Annotated in this window: 19 protein-coding genes; 8 read left to right on the top strand and 11 right to left on the bottom strand. The window is 51.2% G+C overall.

Annotation, left to right across the window (positions count from 1 at the left end):
• Nucleotides 1-70: 70 nt before the first annotated feature.
• Genes ACO0LI_RS16960 through ACO0LI_RS16940 form a run of 5 tightly spaced genes read left to right on the top strand, consistent with a single transcriptional unit; the run spans nucleotide 71 to nucleotide 6445 of the window.
• Nucleotides 71-1141, top strand: a complete 1071-nt coding sequence (locus ACO0LI_RS16960) for a hypothetical protein (RefSeq protein ID WP_423033919.1) — start codon at nucleotides 71-73, stop codon at nucleotides 1139-1141.
• The gene (locus tag ACO0LI_RS16955; protein WP_423033917.1) at nucleotides 1138-2985 is read left to right on the top strand and encodes an AAA family ATPase; all 1848 of its coding nucleotides are present in this window, start codon (nucleotides 1138-1140) and stop codon (nucleotides 2983-2985) included. Before ACO0LI_RS16960 ends, ACO0LI_RS16955 begins: the two co-directional genes overlap by 4 nt.
• Nucleotides 2982-3638 (top strand): 4Fe-4S single cluster domain-containing protein, encoded by a 657-nt coding sequence (locus ACO0LI_RS16950; protein ID WP_423033915.1) that lies wholly within the window; start codon nucleotides 2982-2984, stop codon nucleotides 3636-3638. Before ACO0LI_RS16955 ends, ACO0LI_RS16950 begins: the two co-directional genes overlap by 4 nt.
• Nucleotides 3639-6011, top strand: coding sequence for a protein kinase domain-containing protein (locus tag ACO0LI_RS16945; protein WP_423033913.1), 2373 nt, complete (start codon nucleotides 3639-3641; stop codon nucleotides 6009-6011).
• A gap of 14 nt (nucleotides 6012-6025) precedes the next feature.
• Nucleotides 6026-6445 (top strand): hypothetical protein, encoded by a 420-nt coding sequence (locus ACO0LI_RS16940; RefSeq protein WP_422951653.1) that lies wholly within the window; start codon nucleotides 6026-6028, stop codon nucleotides 6443-6445.
• 86 nt (nucleotides 6446-6531) lie between these two features.
• Here the strand turns inward: ACO0LI_RS16940 and ACO0LI_RS16935 are convergent, their stop codons facing one another.
• The 3 genes from ACO0LI_RS16935 to ACO0LI_RS16925 all read right to left on the bottom strand — a co-directional run bounded on the left by ACO0LI_RS16935 (nucleotide 6532) and on the right by ACO0LI_RS16925 (nucleotide 8441).
• Entirely contained in the window at nucleotides 6532-6873 is a 342-nt protein-coding gene (locus ACO0LI_RS16935) for a YkvA family protein (protein WP_422951654.1), read from the bottom strand.
• A gap of 11 nt (nucleotides 6874-6884) precedes the next feature.
• Nucleotides 6885-7517, bottom strand: coding sequence for a LysE family translocator (locus ACO0LI_RS16930; protein ID WP_422951655.1), 633 nt, complete (start codon nucleotides 7515-7517; stop codon nucleotides 6885-6887).
• A 78-nt stretch (nucleotides 7518-7595) separates the two neighbouring features.
• On the bottom strand, nucleotides 7596-8441 hold the full coding sequence (locus tag ACO0LI_RS16925; protein ID WP_423033911.1) for a L,D-transpeptidase: 846 nt from the start codon (nucleotides 8439-8441) through the stop codon (nucleotides 7596-7598).
• A 195-nt stretch (nucleotides 8442-8636) separates the two neighbouring features.
• Here ACO0LI_RS16925 and ACO0LI_RS16920 point away from each other — a divergent pair, with 195 nt between their 5' ends.
• Nucleotides 8637-9104, top strand: coding sequence for a hypothetical protein (locus ACO0LI_RS16920; RefSeq protein WP_423033909.1), 468 nt, complete (start codon nucleotides 8637-8639; stop codon nucleotides 9102-9104).
• A gap of 12 nt (nucleotides 9105-9116) precedes the next feature.
• Here the strand turns inward: ACO0LI_RS16920 and ACO0LI_RS16915 are convergent, their stop codons facing one another.
• From ACO0LI_RS16915 to ACO0LI_RS16885, 7 genes are all read right to left on the bottom strand, one after another.
• On the bottom strand, nucleotides 9117-9557 hold the full coding sequence (locus ACO0LI_RS16915) for a GNAT family N-acetyltransferase (protein WP_423033907.1): 441 nt from the start codon (nucleotides 9555-9557) through the stop codon (nucleotides 9117-9119).
• A gap of 82 nt (nucleotides 9558-9639) precedes the next feature.
• Nucleotides 9640-10191 carry a gamma carbonic anhydrase family protein gene (locus ACO0LI_RS16910; RefSeq protein ID WP_422951659.1) on the bottom strand — a complete coding sequence of 184 codons (552 nt, stop codon included), beginning with the start codon at nucleotides 10189-10191 and terminating at the stop codon, nucleotides 9640-9642.
• A 77-nt stretch (nucleotides 10192-10268) separates the two neighbouring features.
• The gene (locus ACO0LI_RS16905; RefSeq protein WP_422951660.1) at nucleotides 10269-12305 is read right to left on the bottom strand and encodes a primosomal protein N'; all 2037 of its coding nucleotides are present in this window, start codon (nucleotides 12303-12305) and stop codon (nucleotides 10269-10271) included.
• A gap of 166 nt (nucleotides 12306-12471) precedes the next feature.
• Complete coding sequence (locus tag ACO0LI_RS16900) at nucleotides 12472-12774, bottom strand: hypothetical protein (protein ID WP_423033905.1); 303 nt, start codon at nucleotides 12772-12774, stop codon at nucleotides 12472-12474.
• 52 nt (nucleotides 12775-12826) lie between these two features.
• On the bottom strand, nucleotides 12827-13915 hold the full coding sequence (gene hemE / locus ACO0LI_RS16895) for a uroporphyrinogen decarboxylase (protein WP_423033903.1): 1089 nt from the start codon (nucleotides 13913-13915) through the stop codon (nucleotides 12827-12829).
• 343 nt (nucleotides 13916-14258) lie between these two features.
• Nucleotides 14259-15041: an SGNH/GDSL hydrolase family protein gene (locus ACO0LI_RS16890; RefSeq protein WP_422951663.1), complete on the bottom strand. Its 783-nt coding sequence runs from the start codon at nucleotides 15039-15041 to the stop codon at nucleotides 14259-14261.
• 13 nt (nucleotides 15042-15054) lie between these two features.
• Nucleotides 15055-15879 carry a PPK2 family polyphosphate kinase gene (locus tag ACO0LI_RS16885; RefSeq protein ID WP_423033901.1) on the bottom strand — a complete coding sequence of 275 codons (825 nt, stop codon included), beginning with the start codon at nucleotides 15877-15879 and terminating at the stop codon, nucleotides 15055-15057.
• 162 nt (nucleotides 15880-16041) lie between these two features.
• On the opposite strand from ACO0LI_RS16885, the gene ACO0LI_RS16880 reads away from it, so the two are divergent.
• Both ACO0LI_RS16880 and ACO0LI_RS16875 read left to right on the top strand, forming a co-directional pair.
• Nucleotides 16042-16488, top strand: coding sequence for a hypothetical protein (locus ACO0LI_RS16880; RefSeq protein ID WP_423033899.1), 447 nt, complete (start codon nucleotides 16042-16044; stop codon nucleotides 16486-16488).
• Nucleotides 16489-16545: 57 nt separating this feature from the next.
• Nucleotides 16546-17277: a tetratricopeptide repeat protein gene (locus ACO0LI_RS16875; RefSeq protein WP_423033897.1), complete on the top strand. Its 732-nt coding sequence runs from the start codon at nucleotides 16546-16548 to the stop codon at nucleotides 17275-17277.
• Here ACO0LI_RS16875 and ACO0LI_RS16870 read toward each other — a convergent pair.
• On the bottom strand, nucleotides 17265-17684 hold the full coding sequence (locus ACO0LI_RS16870; RefSeq protein ID WP_423033895.1) for a CoA-binding protein: 420 nt from the start codon (nucleotides 17682-17684) through the stop codon (nucleotides 17265-17267). The two genes, ACO0LI_RS16875 and ACO0LI_RS16870, sit on opposite strands and share 13 nt — an antisense overlap.
• Nucleotides 17685-17819 lie beyond the last annotated feature (135 nt).

Here is a 17819-nt window from a genome sequence, read left to right as displayed (position 1 = left end):
TGCGGCCCATGGCTAGGGTCTTCTTGTGCATGCTATATTATGTTTTCTTGCAACTTCCTGAACAGGGCTTATGAGCGGTCCTACCACCGTTTTGACCAGAGCCGATGCGATGCGGGTTTTGCTGTCAGCAGCAGGCATACGTGCTGCCATGGCTGTCAAGCAGGCGCATCAGGATGCCGGGCTCTTGCGCACTCAACAGCATGAGCAGCAAGCCATTCTGCAAGAACGCCTGCGTGCTGCAACTGGCTTGAGTCAACAGGCTTTGCAGCAGCAACTGCAAACGACAGAGCAAGACTATGCTGATTTATTGCTATTGGCTGAAAAAATAGGCTGCAGTGATCAGGTACAGACGATTCGACCGCTGTCTCCACAAGGAGTGGATGAGCAGGAAATCATTACTTATCTGCGTCACTTGCAGGCACTGGTGTATGAGCTCAGACCTGTGCTTTTGCAAGAGTCTGCCAGACGGGCCGATGCCCTCTTTGATCAGACAGATTTTGATGTAGCAACGGCCAGCTGTGCAACTCTGCCGCAAGACCGGCTGGCGCGCCTGCTGAAACGCGTCGCCCACCTGCCACAATTACCAGAAGATATCGCAGGGCTGGCAAGAGAGCTGGAAATATCCCTGCCAGGCGAGCGGGCTGATCTGCTTGCCAGCGATTTGCGCCTGCACATCCAGAACCTGCTGGAAGCCGAGAAAAAACGTCAGGTAGATGAAGCCCAGGCCCTGATACTCGAGCAGACTTTGAAAGACCTTGGTTACCAGGTTGAAGAGATATCCCACACCCTGTTTGTAGAAGGTGGCATAGTTCATTTTCGCCGCAACAGCTGGGACAAATATATGGTGCGCATGCGTATGGATGCCAAGACCGGGCAAGCCAATTTCAATGTCATCCGTGCTGTAAAACAAGGTGAGAATGAACGCAGCGTGCTTGACCATCTGGCAGAAGACCGCTGGTGCAGTGAATTCCCGACTCTGATGGCAGCACTGGAAGCGCGTGGCATACACATGCAGGTGACACGGCTATTGCAAGCAGGTGAACTGCCAGTGCAACTGGTCGCGGAAGACAAGCTGCCGCGATTTGCAGAAGAAGAGCAAATCGAAAGCCACACACAACAACGTAGCAATAAATTGCCATGAATGTACCTGACATACGCTGGCTGCAAGACTTGCAGCGCCTGCTGCCTATACGATCTCAATATGTGGTTTCTGGCAGCATACGCGACAGTTTTCTATTGCCGCTTGATGCCGCCTCTGGCAGTGCTACCCTGGTGCCTTTCAACCGGGCCTTGTGGGAATTTTTAAAAAACCAGGACTACAGCCTTTTACTTGCGTATGACCCGGTTGATGGCTTGCGTGTCTATCCTGACGAAGCGGCGCAGCGTGATCTGGCCGCCCGCCTGTTCGATGTGAAGCTGGCAGATGGTTGTCAGCAAATGAGCCTCGAAAGCCTGAGCAAGCTGATGAAAAAAATCAGTGCTGAACGCGAAGTACGTTGCGCTCTGGTGCTGGATTTTGCCTCACGCATCAGCCGCAAACCTGAGCAGTTGAGTGAGGCTGAACACCGCTTCTTTGTCGCTGCAGAAAAAATCTCGCTGAATGCCTCTGCCATAGTCCCGCGTCAGAATGGTGGACCACCGTTATACAATCCCATATTGTGGCTGCTTAACCGTGCACAGGATTTACCATCCTGGTTCACGCTTGATAGCGAGCGGATTGCGACCCTGCATATCGGCAAACCCGAGTTTGAAATGCGCCAGGCTGCAGCACAACAACTGGCACCCTTGTTTGCCGGGTTTGCTGATGCGAAAGCTGATGTCCGCACCCAATTCGTCAAGGCTTTTACTGAAGGAACGGATGGCATGTCCCTGTCTGCCCTGGCAGATATCACTGAGCTGGCGGACCGGCAAAAACTCGCTATCAGTAATATAGATGATGCTGTACGCTGCTATAAAGTTGGGGTGCTGGATAATCCCTGGCGCAAGGAATACCTGCGTGACAAGATACGCGATGCTGAAAATTTTATCGAAGACCGTGTCAAGGGCCAGCGTCCTGCGGTCACCAAAACCCTCGATATTCTGAAGCGTTCTGTCATGAGTTTAACTGGGGCGCAGACACGCTCGGTCGGCAGCAGGCCACGTGGCGTCTTGTTTTTTGCTGGCCCTACCGGTGTCGGTAAGACCGAACTGGCCAAGACCCTGACACAACTGGTGTTTGGCGATGAAGCGGCTTATTCACGTTTTGACATGAGTGAATTTGCAGAAGAGCATACCAGCGCCAGGTTGCTCGGTGCCCAACTGGGTTTCGTCGATTCTGAAGCTGGTGGCGAACTCACCAACGCCGTCAGGCAAAAACCTTTTTCTGTCGTGCTGTTTGATGAAATCGAAAAAGCCCATCCGCGCATACTCGATAAATTTTTGCAGATACTCGAAGATGGCCGCCTCACCGATGGCCGTGGCGACACTGCGTATTTTTCTGAAACCATTTTGATCTTCACTTCCAACCTGGGTATCTATGTAGAAGATAGCCACGGGCAACGTCACGAAAATGTCAAACCAGGTGACAGCTATGAAACCGTGGAATTCAAGGTGCGTGCAGCAATAGGTAATTATTTCAAATTCAATTTATCACGGCCAGAATTATTGAACCGCATCGGTGACAATATCGTGGTTTTTGATTTTATTTCTGCTGAAGTCGCCGCTAAAATTTTTGATGGCATGCTGCGCAATGTGGCGCGCCGTTTGCAGGAAGAACTCAAGCTGCAACTGGCCATGCCAGCGGCAGTGCGCGATGAATTGCTGGCACGTTGCATACGTGACCTCAGCAATGGTGGCCGTGGCATAGGCAACCAGCTCGAATCGAATTTCATCAACCCTCTGTCACGCGCCCTGTTTGAACAGGAACTGACAGGCAAGCAGCGTCTCACTGTAACGGCGATTACCGAAGCCGATAAAGTCATCAGCCTGAGCCTGCAATTAGCATGAAGATTGCCATCAATAAAGCGCATTTCCCGGTCACCGTACTCGGGCCGGGGCGGCGCATCGGTATATGGGTACAGGGTTGCAGCATAGGCTGCAAGGGTTGTGTCTCGCAAGATACCTGGGCCAGGGATGGCAGCAAGGAAATGACAGTCGCTGGTTTGCTGAGCTGGTGCCGCGAAGTCAGTGCCGGGCAATTTGATGGCATCACCATCTCAGGCGGCGAGCCATTCGAGCAGCCCAAGGCTCTGCATGCCTTGCTCGATGGTTTGCATCACTGGCGCAACAGTTCAGGGGTGGACTTCGACATACTCTGCTATAGCGGTCATCCACTCGCAACTCTGCAAAAAAAGCATGCAGGCTTGCTGCAAAAACTTGATGCCCTGATCCCCGAACCTTTTATCGCCAGCAAGCCCTTGACCCAGGCCTGGCGTGGCTCAGCCAATCAGCCGCTGGTGCTCTTGTCAGACCGTGCAAGGGCGCGTATGCAGACTTATGTTGATGCCCCCATAGATGAACAGGACAAGCGCATACAGACCATGATAGATGGACAGCGTGTCTGGTATGTAGGCATACCGGCGCGTGGTGACATGCAGGCACTGGAACAATTATGTGCCAGTCGTGGTTTGAGCTTTGATAGCGTCAGCTGGAGGCCCTGAGTGAGTCAGATTTACATACGCCGCTGCCCGGCCTGTGAAACCGACAACGCGCCAGAAGTCATGCGCTGTGTTTGCGGCACTTTACTGTCGGGTGTGGACTTGATGGAAAAACGCGGGCAGGCAGAACCATCAATTGAGATAACGCAGCCAGCAAGCACAGTCACAGCAACAGAATTAATTTGCAGTTATGAAGATTGCGAACAATGTAATCCGCGTGGCAGTGAACTATGTGTGTATTGCAATCGCCCACTGATCAAAGAGTCCGCTGTAGCAACACCAGACAGCAATCAGATTCATAGCCTGCTATCGCTGCCGCAAGCCCTGCGTGATCGCTACAAAATACTACATCACTTGCCAACCCTGGGAGCAGAGGCCGAACTGTTACTGGTAACAGAAAATACCTCTGCTATACAGCGTGTCGCCAAGATTTATCGCCACGGTATACATGGCAAATCCGAAGTCAGTGAAAGGCTGCAAGCGGTACCAGCCGAACACCGCGTGATCGTGCTGGAAGCAGGCGTATCTGACGGCCATGCCTATGAACTCATGGAATACTGTGAGCTTGGCTCATTAAAAAAATTCGTGCAAAACAAGCGGCCAGATCCTGCCATGCTGGAAAGCGTAGTGCGTGAACTGGCAACAGCCATCGCCAGTGTGCATAAAGCCGGACTTATTCACCGCGATCTCAAGCCCGAGAATATCCTGGTGCGCACACTGCAGCCACTGGATTTGATACTGACTGACTTTGGTATTTCATCCGTGCTGGACGCCACGCAAAGACTGACTGGCACGGCGCGCACACTGCCCTATGCCTCACCAGAAAGCCTGTCCGGCGTCATTGATGCCAAGGCAGATTATTGGGCCCTGGGCATGATCATGCTGGAACTGGCTCTGGGTCAGCATCCATTTGCCGGATTGTCAGAAGCAGTGATCCTGCACCACCTGACCACGCGCGAGCTGGAACTCAATGCCGTGCCGGATACCTATCTGCGCAAGCTGTTGCGCGGCCTGCTGTTGCGGGACCCTAAAAAACGCTGGGGTGAGGAACAGATTATGCGCTGGCTGGCGCGCGATGCCGGCTTGCCAGATGCCGTTGAAACCATGGCCATGGGCGGCTTTCGTGAGCCGTATCATATAGGTCAGTATCTGTGCCACACCCGCGAACAACTGGCAGTGGCGCTAGCCCGCAACTGGGATGATGGCGTCAGGGATATCTCGAATGCGCAATTGCTGTCCTGGTTTCGCGATGTACAAAAAGACCAGAATGCGGTGCGGGTCTTGCTCGATATGCGTCAAGATAAAAAGCTCTCGGTCGATGTACAGCTATTGCGACTGATATTGCATCTGGCACCCGGCATACCACCGGTCTGGCGCGGTGAAACCATAGAACTGCCAGCGATACTGGGCTATGCCAACCGCTCATTGAAAGGTGATGAAGCTGCCAGCAACTGGCTGAAGCAGTTGTACAACTATGGCGTGCTGGAAGCCTATGCCGATGCGGGTAACAAAGAGGTCGCCAGCATAGTGCAAAAATGGCAGGCTTGCTGCAAGCAAATCGAGCAGGCCTGGCAAGAAGCTTTTGGCCTCGTGAAAGACTATGCCAGCAAGCAATTGCCGGGGGAGCATAGCAATATCGACAAACTCATGTACGGCCTTGAGACAGATGACAGCGCACCCCTGCATAGATTGCATGCCCGGGTGCTGGCACTGGTCTATGATGAACGCTGGCCTGAGCGCCTGCGCAAGCGCCTGCAGGTCGCCTATGCTGGCCTACAGGCTTATTGCCCCTGGCTATCTGCATTGGGTGAGATAGAGCAAATGCCAGTGGCCTCGCTGCTCGTGCTCGAAGCCCTGTTGCCGGAGGCGCAAAAAGCCGTTGAACGCCAGCAAAAAGCCGATGCCTGGCTGCGTAGCACAGAGCAGGATGCCGCCGCAGCAATAAAGCAGGAAGTCTTGCAAAGTATCAAAAGCTTGCGCACGGCTGCCACTGACAGTCTCTTGCCTGACAGCGCAGTAGAAGACTTGCAAAAGGCACTGGAAGAGTATTATGTATTGCTGGAAAAACTGCGCGCCTCAGCCAGCACGGAAGCAGCATGGCAGGAAGCAAAGAAGAGTGCATCGCGGGTAGAACACATTGCCGCAGGAATATCCCGCGAGCTCAATCAACGGCTGGCAAGACGCACAGAAAACCAGGGCTGGGCAGGGCAAGAAATGCGGGTTTTTCTGGCCATTGCCATCATCGTCGCACTTGTCTTTTTCAGAAAGAGTAATTTTTACTGGATATTGCTGCTGGTCTCAGGCCTTGCCGCCTGGCGCTTCTTGCCTAATTTTTTGAGCATGCGCAAAATTCGCGAGTTGGGTGAGCAACTATAAATTCTGGAGTGTCCATGTCTGCCATTTTTAACAAATTGAATCTGAAAGATCAGAGTGAAATCCTGGTCTTGCATGCACCAGCATCATTTGAGCCGGAAATCGCGGCTTTGACCGGTGTCAAGGTGCTCAAGAAATTGTCTGGCATCAAAAAGCTGAATTTTGCTTTGGTGTTTGTCAGCAAGCAGCAAGAGCTTGATGAAATCTCACTGGCCCTGAGCAAGCTGGTAGAGGGAGATGCCTTGCTGTGGTTTGCTTACCCCAAGGGAAGCTCAAAGAAATATCAATGTGAATTCAACCGCGATACTGGCTGGGATGTGATCAAGGCGGCGGGATTTGATACGGTGAGGATGGTGGCAATTGATGAAGACTGGTCGGCATTACGGTTCAGGCATGGCGACTTTATCAAAAATTCTACCAGGAAGGCTGCTGGCTGAAGGCCTGATTTTTGCGGATAAAAATATATGACTCAATTCTGACTCAATCCAGTCAGCCCTGAGCTGGATTGAGCCTCAGCAAGACTTCAAACCTGCCCACTGCCAAACCAGCCCTTCATCTTATCTCTGGCGCTCTGCTTCACTTCATCCGTAATATAAAAACTGACGGTCACCAGCGCACCGGCGATCACGCCCAGATCATCGCTGTAACCAACCACGGGCAACATATCCGGCACTGCATCCAGCGGAAAAATGAAATAACCCAATGCACCAAAGATGACAGTCTTGGCCCAGGCTGGTGTCTCCGGCCTTTGCGCTGCATAATACAGACAGAGTACTTTTTCTATGACTTCACTGCCAGCAGCTTGTGCAGATTTTTTAAGCTTGTTCCAAAAACCGTTTTCACTGTACGCTTTGCTATGTGACATGATCTTGCTCCTCAATCATTCGCCTTTTTCACGGTGGCCAGCAAACCCGCCGCTGCCACGAATACCCCACCCGAAAACTGGTTGAACATTTTTGCCTTGCCTTTGGAACGCAGCCACGGCCCCATGCGTTCGGCAAATACCGCATATAGCATCAGCACACTGAATTCAAAAAAGACAAAGGTGCTGCACAAGACCAGGAATTGCGGCAGCTTGGCTGCAGCCGGATTGATGAATTGCGGGAAGAAGGCGGTAAAGAACAGCAAGGCCTTGGGATTGCTGGCTCCGACCAGCATGCCTTTGACATACAGGCGCAGGCGGGTGCCGCGCAACTCGGTTTCTGTTGGCAAAACAAAATCACTGCTCTTGGCACGCAAGCTGCTGATACCCAGATAGAGCAAGTAAGCCACTCCGAGGTATTTGATAATGGTAAATACCAGCGCCGAGGTCGCCAGAATCGCACCTATGCCTATTGCCGAACAAGTCATGATGGCAATCAGGGAAGTGATATTCCCCAGCGCCGGGAACAGGGTCATGCGCGCACCGAAATTGATGCTGTTGGTGATACACATGAGTACGGCAGGGCCGGGTGTAATGGTTAATACCAGAACGGCAAGGACATACAGCAACCAGGTTTCTATAGACATGCGGGCTCCCTGAAGTAATTTGAATAAGCTCTCAGGGATATCTTAGTCGATTTCAGGGCAGGACACCTACCCTGAGGCTCAAGAAGCTTTGGCTACCTTGCGGGTTGCGGGCGTAGATGGCACAGAAGGTGCAGGTGGCATATAAGCTGCCCACTCCGGTTTTTGCTCTTTACCGCTATCGATGATGACCATATAGCGCCCGGCCCAGGGATTGTCCTGACGGTTTTTGTCGAGTACCCAGAATTTCTTGCCCTCTGCCACGCCTTGCATATAGTCTGCGTCCAGCACCGAGTAGCGGTCCAGCAAGAGATTCAAAGTACCTGGTATCCGTACACAGCCCTTGGATTGCACTGTACCCAGGCGTGATTCTAGTGCGCCGGGGTCGGTCGCATGCATTTGCAGGCGCATGTCGGCGATGATTTTATCGCCCCAGCCTTTTTTGGCTTTTTGCCAGCCAAAATCAAAGACACGCCTACCCTTGATGCCATAGCCACGTATGCCCTTGCTGTTTTTGCTGCCCTCGGCACGGTAATCAGGATTGGCCAGGCTATGCGCATATACCCCGACAGGGGTTTCAAAATGTTCGAAGCCTGGAGAGCGCCCTGTAGAAACAGGCGAAGCACCGATGAACTGGTATTGCCCTTCCTGGTCTAACCAGAACAACATCGCAACCTGGACCTTGGGGTTACGATCGACCAGCATAATATATTGAGAAGGCAGGCTGGTGATGCTGTTACTGCTGAGGGCGGTAGCCATCTGCTCTATATAAGATTGCAAGTCTTCTGGCGGCGGTTGTACCTGCTGCACCACGGTGCTGGCGTAGATGTCCTTGAGACTCAGGGCAGACTCCAGTGCTTGCGAGGGTGCGGCAAAGGCCAGTGCTACCGTGATGGCGATGGCAGGTTTAAGCAGGGATGAAAGCATCTTGAATGGGAAAAAAGAATCTGTAGTCTATGCAATGAGGCCCCGGGGCCTGTCCCTTTCAATATGCCGCAGTTTGATGGTCACAGACAAGTATAAACATCATGCTGATATGCAAGGTGTTGCAGCTTTGACTCATCTCAAACACCTTCATGTCACAAATACTATATTGCATGTTTTACACAGGAGGACTCAGACGTGAAATATATGAAATTAACTGCGCTATTACCCTTGTCATTTTTTCTCTGTCTGAGCATGCCTGCGCTGGCAGCAGGCAGCAATTGTTCAAACAAGGTCATTGACTGCGTCACTGGTGGTATAGGTGCCACGGAAAGGGAAGAATTACAACAGCAGGCCGGGCAATACAATCTGTGGCTGCGCACTGCTGCCAATAAATCCGGCGCTTATCTGGCGGATATCAAAGTTATTGTGAGAGACGACAAAACCAAAGCTGTGCTGCTGACAACGACGCTGGATGGCCCCTGGTTATTCCTGAGCCTGCCCGAAGGCCGCTATGAAGTGGAGGCGCAATACCATGACAAGGCTAAACGTTCTGAGCAGATCGTCAAAAAGGTGACAGAAATCAAAAAAGGCAGCCAGCGTCAGATGGTGATGTATTTTGAGGCCAGCAATGTCGGTGAACTGAATTACCAGCCTGCTCAGTAAAATACTGTGGTTTCAGTCCAGGTAAATCCTGGGCTTGTACACTTCCATAAAGTTCTCAGGCTTGCTCAGTGGCGTGAAACCAAACTTTTCATACAAGCCAGCAGCGGTGCTGGTCGATAGCGTAAAGCGGCGCAGCTTGCTGACTACCGGGTGTGCCATGACTTCTTCCATAAGCAATCTTGAAATACCCTTGCCGCGCATGTCGGTCACGACAAACACATCGACGAGGTTACCAAAAGTCGCCATGTCAGTGATGATGCGGCAAAAGCCCACCATACGCTCTTGCTGGAAGACACTGAAACACAGGGAATTGCGCAGGGATTCCTCTACCACAGGTCGTGAAATACCGGTAGCCCAGCCACTTTCAGTCGTCAAAAATTGATGGACGAGGTTGATATCAATCTTGTCCTTGTCTGTGGTGATCCAGTATTCGCCAGCCTGTGTTGCGTTCATGCCTTTTTGTCCTCCTGTTTGGGTGCTTGAGAATCTTTCAAAAATGTACTGCCAGGTTCAGACCACTTAGCCACTTTCAAGTTCATTCAGATGGCTGGCCTACAGCACTGGCCAGGTAATTATTCTTGATGCGCACATAGTGCTCTGCCGAGTATTTGAAATAGCTGATTTCTTCTGCCGTCAGGGCGCGGACTTTGACTGCCGGGCGGCCTACATACAGGTAGCCGCTTTCCAGTACCTTGCCCGGTGGCACCAGGCTGCCAGCACCCAGCATGACATGCTTGTGGATAATGACATCATCCATGACGATGCTGCCCATGCCTATCAGGCATTCATCACCGATATTGCAGCCATGCAGGATGACGGAATGGGCTATCGTCACATAATCACCAATAATCAAAGGTGAACCAGCAGGCTTATTGGCATTCTTGTGCGAGACATGGCCCATGGCCAGGTCCTGGAAATTGCTGCTACGGCCTATGCGTATGTGATTGACATCGCCGCGCAAGACGGCATTGCACCAGACCGAACTATCCGGCCCGATTTGTACATCACCGATGATCTGGGCACTGGGGTGGATATAGCAATTTTCAGATACTTCAGGAAAGGTAGTCAGGTAAGGGCTGAGTGGCATGGTGCTGTATAGGGTTTGATAATCTTCTGAACAGCAATTTTAACTGATCACCAGCCCATGCTCATGTGGATAAACCTTCAGATATCCACAGGATCAATCTCGACCGACCACCTGACCCGGCTTTTCATGGCGCGCAAATCTGCTATCCAGGCTTTGACAAATGCTTGCAGGGCCGGGCGTGAGACTGACTCGACCAGCAATTGCGCCCTATCGACGTTAGCCACGCGCGTCATGGTCATGGGGATGGGATCATTGATCATGATGCCCTGATGTTCGGTACAGAGCGCGGCTTCTTTCAAAAAGGCGATGGCAGTTTCCAGCTCTCTGGCTTCTGCCCGCAATAAAGCCTGATACATGAAAGGCGGCATATGGGCTTGCTGGCGTTCATCCAGCAAGTCTTTGGCAAAGTCGGGGTAATTGTGTGACATCAGCGCATGGTAGAGCGGATGGTCAGGGTAGCGGGTTTGTACCAGCACCTCGGATGCATTGCCGCCTTCTTTTTGCGCTGCCCGCCCTGCCCGGCCTGCCACCTGCATGAGCTGGGCAAACAGGCGTTCACTGGCGCGGTAGTCTTGCGAGAACAGGGCAGCATCCGGGTTCAATGCCGCCACCAGGGTCAGGCGTTTGAAGTCATGACCCTTGGCCACCATTTGCGTGCCTATCAGGATATCGACTTCACCGGCGTGCACACGTTCAAAGGCAGCGGCAGCGCTACCTTTAAGGCGGGTGGAATCGGCATCGATGCGGAAAACCCTGGCCTCCGGGAACAGCAGGGCCAGGCTTTCTTCCATGCGCTGGGTGCCGCGACCCAAAGGTTGCAGGTCAATATTGCCGCAAGTCGGGCATGAGCGCGGTATGCGTTGTTCCAGCCCGCAGTGATGACAACGCAATCTATGGTCACCTTTATGCAAGACCAGATGGGCAGTGCAGCGGGTGCAATTGCTGATCCAGCCGCAGGCATCGCAGGCCAGCACTGGTGCATAACCGCGCCGATTAAGGAACAGGAGTGATTGCTCACCCTTCTCAAGACGTAGCTTGATCGCACCTATCAGTCTTTGCGTCAGGCCTTCACTGGGTTTTTCTCTTTCCAGATTGATGATGCGTATGATGGGCAAGACGGCGTGTTGTACAGCCCGTTCACGCAATTCCAGCAAGCGGTAACGGCCAGTCTGCGCACCCTGCCAGCTTTCCAGTGAAGGTGTGGCAGAACCCAGCAAGATGGGTATCGAGAGCTGGCGCGCCCGCCACACGGCAAGATCACGGGCAGAATAACGCAGGCCTTCCTGCTGCTTGTAGGATGGGTCATGCTCTTCATCGATGATGATCAGCTTCAGCCTGGGCAGGGATGCCAGCATGGCCAGGCGTGTACCCAGCACGATGCGGGCACGACCGGTATGCGCAGCCAACCAGTGCAACATGCGTTCACCTTCTGCCATGCCACTGTGCAGGGTGGATAGCATCAGGCCGGGGAAACGGGCGCGGATATGGGATTCAAGCTGTGGCGTCAGGTTAATCTCTGGCACCAGGATCAAAATCTGGGCATCAGGCGTCTTTGCCAGTATTTTGGCGGCTGTCTGCAAATACACTTCCGTCTTGCCGCTGCCGGTTACCCCGAACAAGAGATGCGGGGCATAGCCTTCGGCATTGGCAACCGCATCCACCGCGGCCTGTTGCTCAGGATTCAATTGAGGCTCACCCAGCGGGCTGACATCAGCTTGCTCAGGCAATTTGGCCAGCTTCTTGATGGCGCGCTGCAGGGATACTGTCTTGATGGCTTTGAGGTTCTTGGGCAAGGCGGGTACAGCCACCTCACCTATGGGGCGCTGATAATACTCGGCAGCAAACTGGCATAGCGCCAGCCATTCCTTGTTCATGGCTGGCAGCTCATGCCTGACAGCAATGACGTCGCGCAGCTTGGCGGGCGGGACATCCGTCTCGTTCACCACGTCCATGATAAGGCCGACGACTTCCTGGCGGCCAAAGGGCACAGCAGCCAGTTGCCCGGGCTGGGGCAGGTTGGCAACAGCCCCTCCCTCTTCTTGTGCGGTCCACCGATAATCGAAGGTGCTGTCAAGTGGGGTATCGAGGGCTATGCGTAAATAAACTTGTTTCACGATCTAAGCCTGAACATGAAAATCGGCGCTAACTATTGATTTCATAAGGCTTTTTGACATATCCACAGTTTCTGTGGATAACTTTGTGGAGAAAGGTCTATTGACATCGGTTTTCGCTAGCGTTTACGGGGGTTTCCACAAAAAGCCCTGTCTCAGAGCCAAGAATTTAGTCGTTTAAAATCAATGACTTATAAAAAATGCCGGAAGACAAAAAAATATTTTTGAAAATATTTTTTGCCGCCCCGATTTTGTGCATAAGTGACAGAAAATGTGCATAGAAATGCAAAATTTTTCTGCCGCTAATCCATTGGTTTTCCACAGCTTTCAGGCTGGAAAAGCACGCCAGTACTATGTTTTGCAGAGCAACATGACGCAAAGACAAGCGTCTCAGCCACTTGTTGTTTTGCCAGTGCCTGAATATACAGACTTTGCCAGCGGCTTGACCAGAAACACTGGCTGGACCAGCCACTCTGCTACCAGTCCGTGGCGAAAAATCATGCTTATTTTATAAATACCTGTCTTTAAGCAGACTGACGTTGCTGACGACTGTATGCATGCACCGTTTCGACCAGCACGCTGACTGACTCAACCGGGGTAAATTGCGAAATGCCATGACCCAGGTTAAATACATGGCCATGTCCCGCCGCAGGCTTGCCATAACTATCTAGCGTAGCAATGACTTGCTTGCGGATTTGTTCAGGTTCGGCAAACAGTACTGCCGGATCAAGATTACCCTGCAAGGCGACCTTGTCACCCACTTTGGCACGTGCCTGGCCTAAATTCATGGTCCAGTCCAGTCCCAGGGCATCAGCACCAATATCAGCCAGTTGTTCCAGCCACAGACCGCCGCCTTTGGTAAAGACGATGGCAGGGATACGCTTGCCATCTTTTTCTTTTTGCAACTGGCTGACGATATCGCGCATATAAGACAACGAGAACTCTTGATAAGCCCCATCTGCCAGCGCCCCACCCCAGCTGTCAAAGATCATCACGGCCTGGGCACCGGCATCGATTTGTGCATTCAGGTAAGTAGCGACAGCATCGGCATTGGTGCGCAGGATATGGTGCATGAGGTCTGGGCGCTTGTACATCATGCTCTTGACGGTATGAAAGTCGCGCGAGCCCTGGCCTTCTACCATATAACAAGCCAGCGTCCATGGGCTGCCGGAAAAACCGATCAGCGGTACGCGGCCATCCAAAGCGGTGCGGATTTGCGTCACGGCATCAAATACATATTGCAGGCTGCCTGCTTCTGGCACTTTGAGCGCCATGACATCTTTTTCATCTTTTAGAGGGCGCTCAAACTTCGGGCCTTCGCCTTCTTCAAAATACAGACCCAGGCCCATGGCATCCGGCACAGTCAAAATATCAGAGAACAGGATGGCGGCATCCAGGCCATAACGGTCTATAGGCTGTAAAGTCACTTCGGTGGCGAAACCGGGGTTCTTGGCCAAGCTCAGGAAAGAGCCCGCACCTTTGCGGGTGGCGCGGTATTCTGGCAAGTAACGGCCCGCCTGACGCATCAGCCATAGCGGTGTGTAATCAGTTTCCTGGCGCAACAAGGCTCTGAGAAAGGTGTCATTTTTGAGAGGGGCAAAATTCATGGACATAAGTGCTTTCGGTGACGCTGCGTGCATCTGCTTATCTACTGGACATTGTCAAACTACGCAGTCTATTGCTGTATAAGCGACATTATCGCCTATGCGCGCAGGATAGGCATCTGATCTGCAACAAGTGGCGCAATTTTCAGCAAAATTTCCGGTAATAAACTGTGGATAACTTTGTGGATAGAAATGACAGAATGCCAGTTTACTGATTTATTTTAAATTCGGTTAACAGGATTATTCTGTAAGTCATTGATTTTATTGGGAAGGAATACCAGTTTTTGAAAAATTCCCGTTTTTTAGCATAAATCGCGTGCAAACGAAATTGTGCATAAGTACCAAAGCTTTATTATTTTTCTTGACGATTTTGCAGAAATGTTTTCGCTAATTCTTCTGCCCAAATACTGACGCCAAGTGCTGACGGATGGTAGCCATCTTCTGCCATCTGGCGCACATCTTGAAGATTTGCGATAAACGGCAAATGCAAAACCCGTTGCCGGGACGCTGCCATCTCGCGGTTTATTTGATCCAGCGCACGCGCCTTCATGCCCAAAATCTGGCGCAAAGGAGCGGGCAAAGCGGGAAAAACCTGCATCGGCGGCACGCCCGCCAATACGATAAGACCACTTGGTTTTAGCAACACCTGCAATTCGTCCAGCAAGCTTTGCAACTCTGCGCGGTAACTATTAACCGCGCAAAAGCTGGTCGTATCATTGACACCAAAAGCGACCAGAATGAGATCCCACGCTGGCGATGCATGGCCTTGTGCCTGACGAAACGCAGGCAAAACTTGTCTGGCCCATGAGAGGCGTGCGCCGTTTTGCCCCAAAGCCTGCCATTCCACAGCAGTATCAAGTTTGCCAGCCAGGGCTTTGGCCAATTGTGCCGTGATGGATTCTTTATAATTTGCAACGCCAACTCCGGCAACCGGTGACTCGCCTATACCCAGAACCCGCAAGTTATCCACAGAAAGATGGGCAGGAGCCCACAGCCCATATGTCTGGTCACTGGCTTCGGGCAAGCGCGGTGTCACCGCACGGGTGCGCCGCCCTTGCCAGGCCAGCAAGGGATATAAGGCTGCAGCAATCAGTTCAGGCCAGTAGTTGAATTTACTATTGGAATTGGACTTCACCTTGGCTTGACCTTCATTCCACCTTGAGTTTGCTGTATTCAGGATTACCAGGTGGGTATTTGAGTTTCAGGCTTAGCAGTTTTTCTTGCACAATGCTGGCAATGACGAGGTTGCGCTGGGTCTTGGAGTCCGACGGCACGGCATACCAGGGCGCATGATCGGCGTCTGTTGCCTGCAAGGCATCCTCATAGGCTTCTTGATATGCGTCCCAGTATTTGCGCTCTACCAGATCCTGGGGATCGAATTTCCAGTGTTTTTCAGGATCAGCCAGGCGCTCTTCCAGCCTGACTTTTTGCTCGGCCTTGGAAATATGCAGGAAAAATTTCAAGATCACCGTCCCCGTCTCGGCCAGCATACGTTCAAAATCGCGTATCTGCGCATAACGGCGCTTGCATTCCGCCTGGTCTATCCAGTCATGTACGCGGGTAATCAACACATCTTCATAATGACTGCGGTTGAAGATGGTAATTTCGCCCTTGCCCGGCAATTCTTTATGGATGCGCCACAAGTAATCATGATTTTTTTCATCGGTACTGGGGGCTTTGAAAGCCACCGTGCGGGCTCCCAGGGGATTGATTTGCCCGAACACACCTTTGACAGTGCCGTCTTTACCAGAGGTATCCATACCCTGCAGGATAATCAATAGCTTGCGGTCATGAGCGGCATACAAAACATTTTGCAGGTCAGAAATTTCTTCTGCGAGCTTTAAGGTTGCCAGTTTGTCGGCGGCCTTGTCTGCATTTTTTTCGGTGGCGGCCGTACCCACCAGCTTTTTATTGGCATTAGCATCCTTGACCTGAAAACCTTTACCTACCCGAAATAAGTCCGCAACTGTCATTCAAGTCTCCAATCAATATTGTTAGCTTACAAAAAATAGATCTCAAAATTAGAGATAATGTTTTGATGATAATATGAAAAGTGCCGCATACCCTAGCAAGACTACAAATGCTTTCAACAGGGCGACACTGTTTGTGTGGCATACATCGCCAACTCATTGCACATGATACGAAAGAAAACTTATTATCTGGCCGCATTGTTATTGCCCATAGCCCTGAGCTTGCTCAGTGTCGCGTGCGCGCAATTCGGCGTGTTGCGCGAATTATCGCGCTTTCTGATTGGATCTCTGTTCATTGGCGGCATACCGTATTTACTGACGCTGCTGGTGTTCAGCATTGCCTTTTTTCGTCTGGATGAAAACAAGTTTGTTTTCTACTGCCATTTTGCACCATTCGTCATGGCGCTGGCATTTGGTGTTAGTGCTGCGGTCATTATGATGATCAACGAAAGGCGTATCTATATCGCTGACCTGTTCTATCTGTTTATGATAGGCGGCTTATACAGCTTGCTGGTAGGGTATTTCTATGTATTGCTGGCGGCGATCATTTTCAAACTGCTCAAGTCGATAAAATTAATCTACGTGGAGCCGCACCGGGCTTTTTATGAATAATCACCTTACCCTGACCTTACCCTGAATATGACTGATTTTTTTATTCCAAATCAAATAATGAGTGTCCGCAAATGGATAGCTGCTTTTGCCATGGTGGCGGCCTTGCCTGCTTGCGCTACGGCTGACGACAAGATTATTACGATTACCACCCATACCAATTTAGTCGCAGACAGTGCCAAGGGGGTGGAATTCTCAGCTGCATCAAAAGCATTGAATCTGCTGATCAAGGAGGGTAAATTTGAAGAGGCAGACAAAAAAGCAAAAGAAAATTGCCAGTCTTATGAATCCATCTTTGACAGCAGCAAAAAACAATTCTCTTTCCAGACGACTCAAGAATTTGAGGAATTCAGCAAAGCCAGCAAACTGGATTTTGAATGGATAGAATGGGGTTATAAAAACTGCCTGCAAGTCCAGGCCTTTGTTGCGGTTGAAAGAAGGGATTTGCAACAGGCTTTGTCCATGCTCAGGAGAGTTGAATATCTGGCCCCGGTTTCTGCTGGCACCTCGGTAGAAATTGGCTATGTCTTGAATCAGCTGGCCAAGCCAACGGAAGCCTTGCAAACCTATCGTCATGCTCACGAATTGAGCAAACAATATTCCTCACAGCGCCCTTACCTGGCGATGTCCCTGCGCGGCATAGGATTTTCTTTGATAGAGCTTAAGCAGCTCGATGAGGCAGAAAAGGCTTTTCAGGAATCCTTGCAAATCGAACCTGAGAATAAACTGGCGCAAAACGAACTTGCCTACATACAGCAATTGCGCTCAGCAAAGCAAACTCAGACACGGTAAAAATGTTCTATCTTGATGCACCTGTCCATCACTACTTTGATACCTGCTGCTTCGGCTCTGGCAGCAGCAGCTTCATTGATGATGCCTGACTGCATCCACAGATAAGGCGCGGCTATCTGTATGGCCTCTTCCACAATCGGAGGGATATCAGCCGCATTGCGAAAGCAATCAATAATATCGATATGGTGTTCTGCCGCAGCAGTGATCAGATCAGGATAGCAATGCTCGCCCAATATGATGTTCCCCGCCTCACGCGGATTGACAGGGATGATGCGATAGCCATGCGCCTGCATATAGGCAGACACGCCATAACTGGGGCGGGAAGTTTTTGACGACAGACCAACGACGGCGATGGTTTTACTTTTGCTTAATATGCTGGTGATCAAGTCAGTTTGATTTGTGCTCATGCAATCCTGCTTTCATTTCTGAGACTATGCGTGTATTTATTATTGACCATTATTGACACTCATATTGAGTAATTGCTAATGTCGTGTTTTGCTAATTTACAATAGTTTTAATGATGTCAGGTAGTTCAATCTCAT

Origin of the sequence: Undibacterium sp. Tian12W (genome assembly GCF_049339405.1) — a bacterium.
Lineage (GTDB): Bacteria > Pseudomonadota > Gammaproteobacteria > Burkholderiales > Burkholderiaceae_D > Undibacterium.
This window is presented reverse-complemented; position numbering and strand designations above follow the sequence as displayed.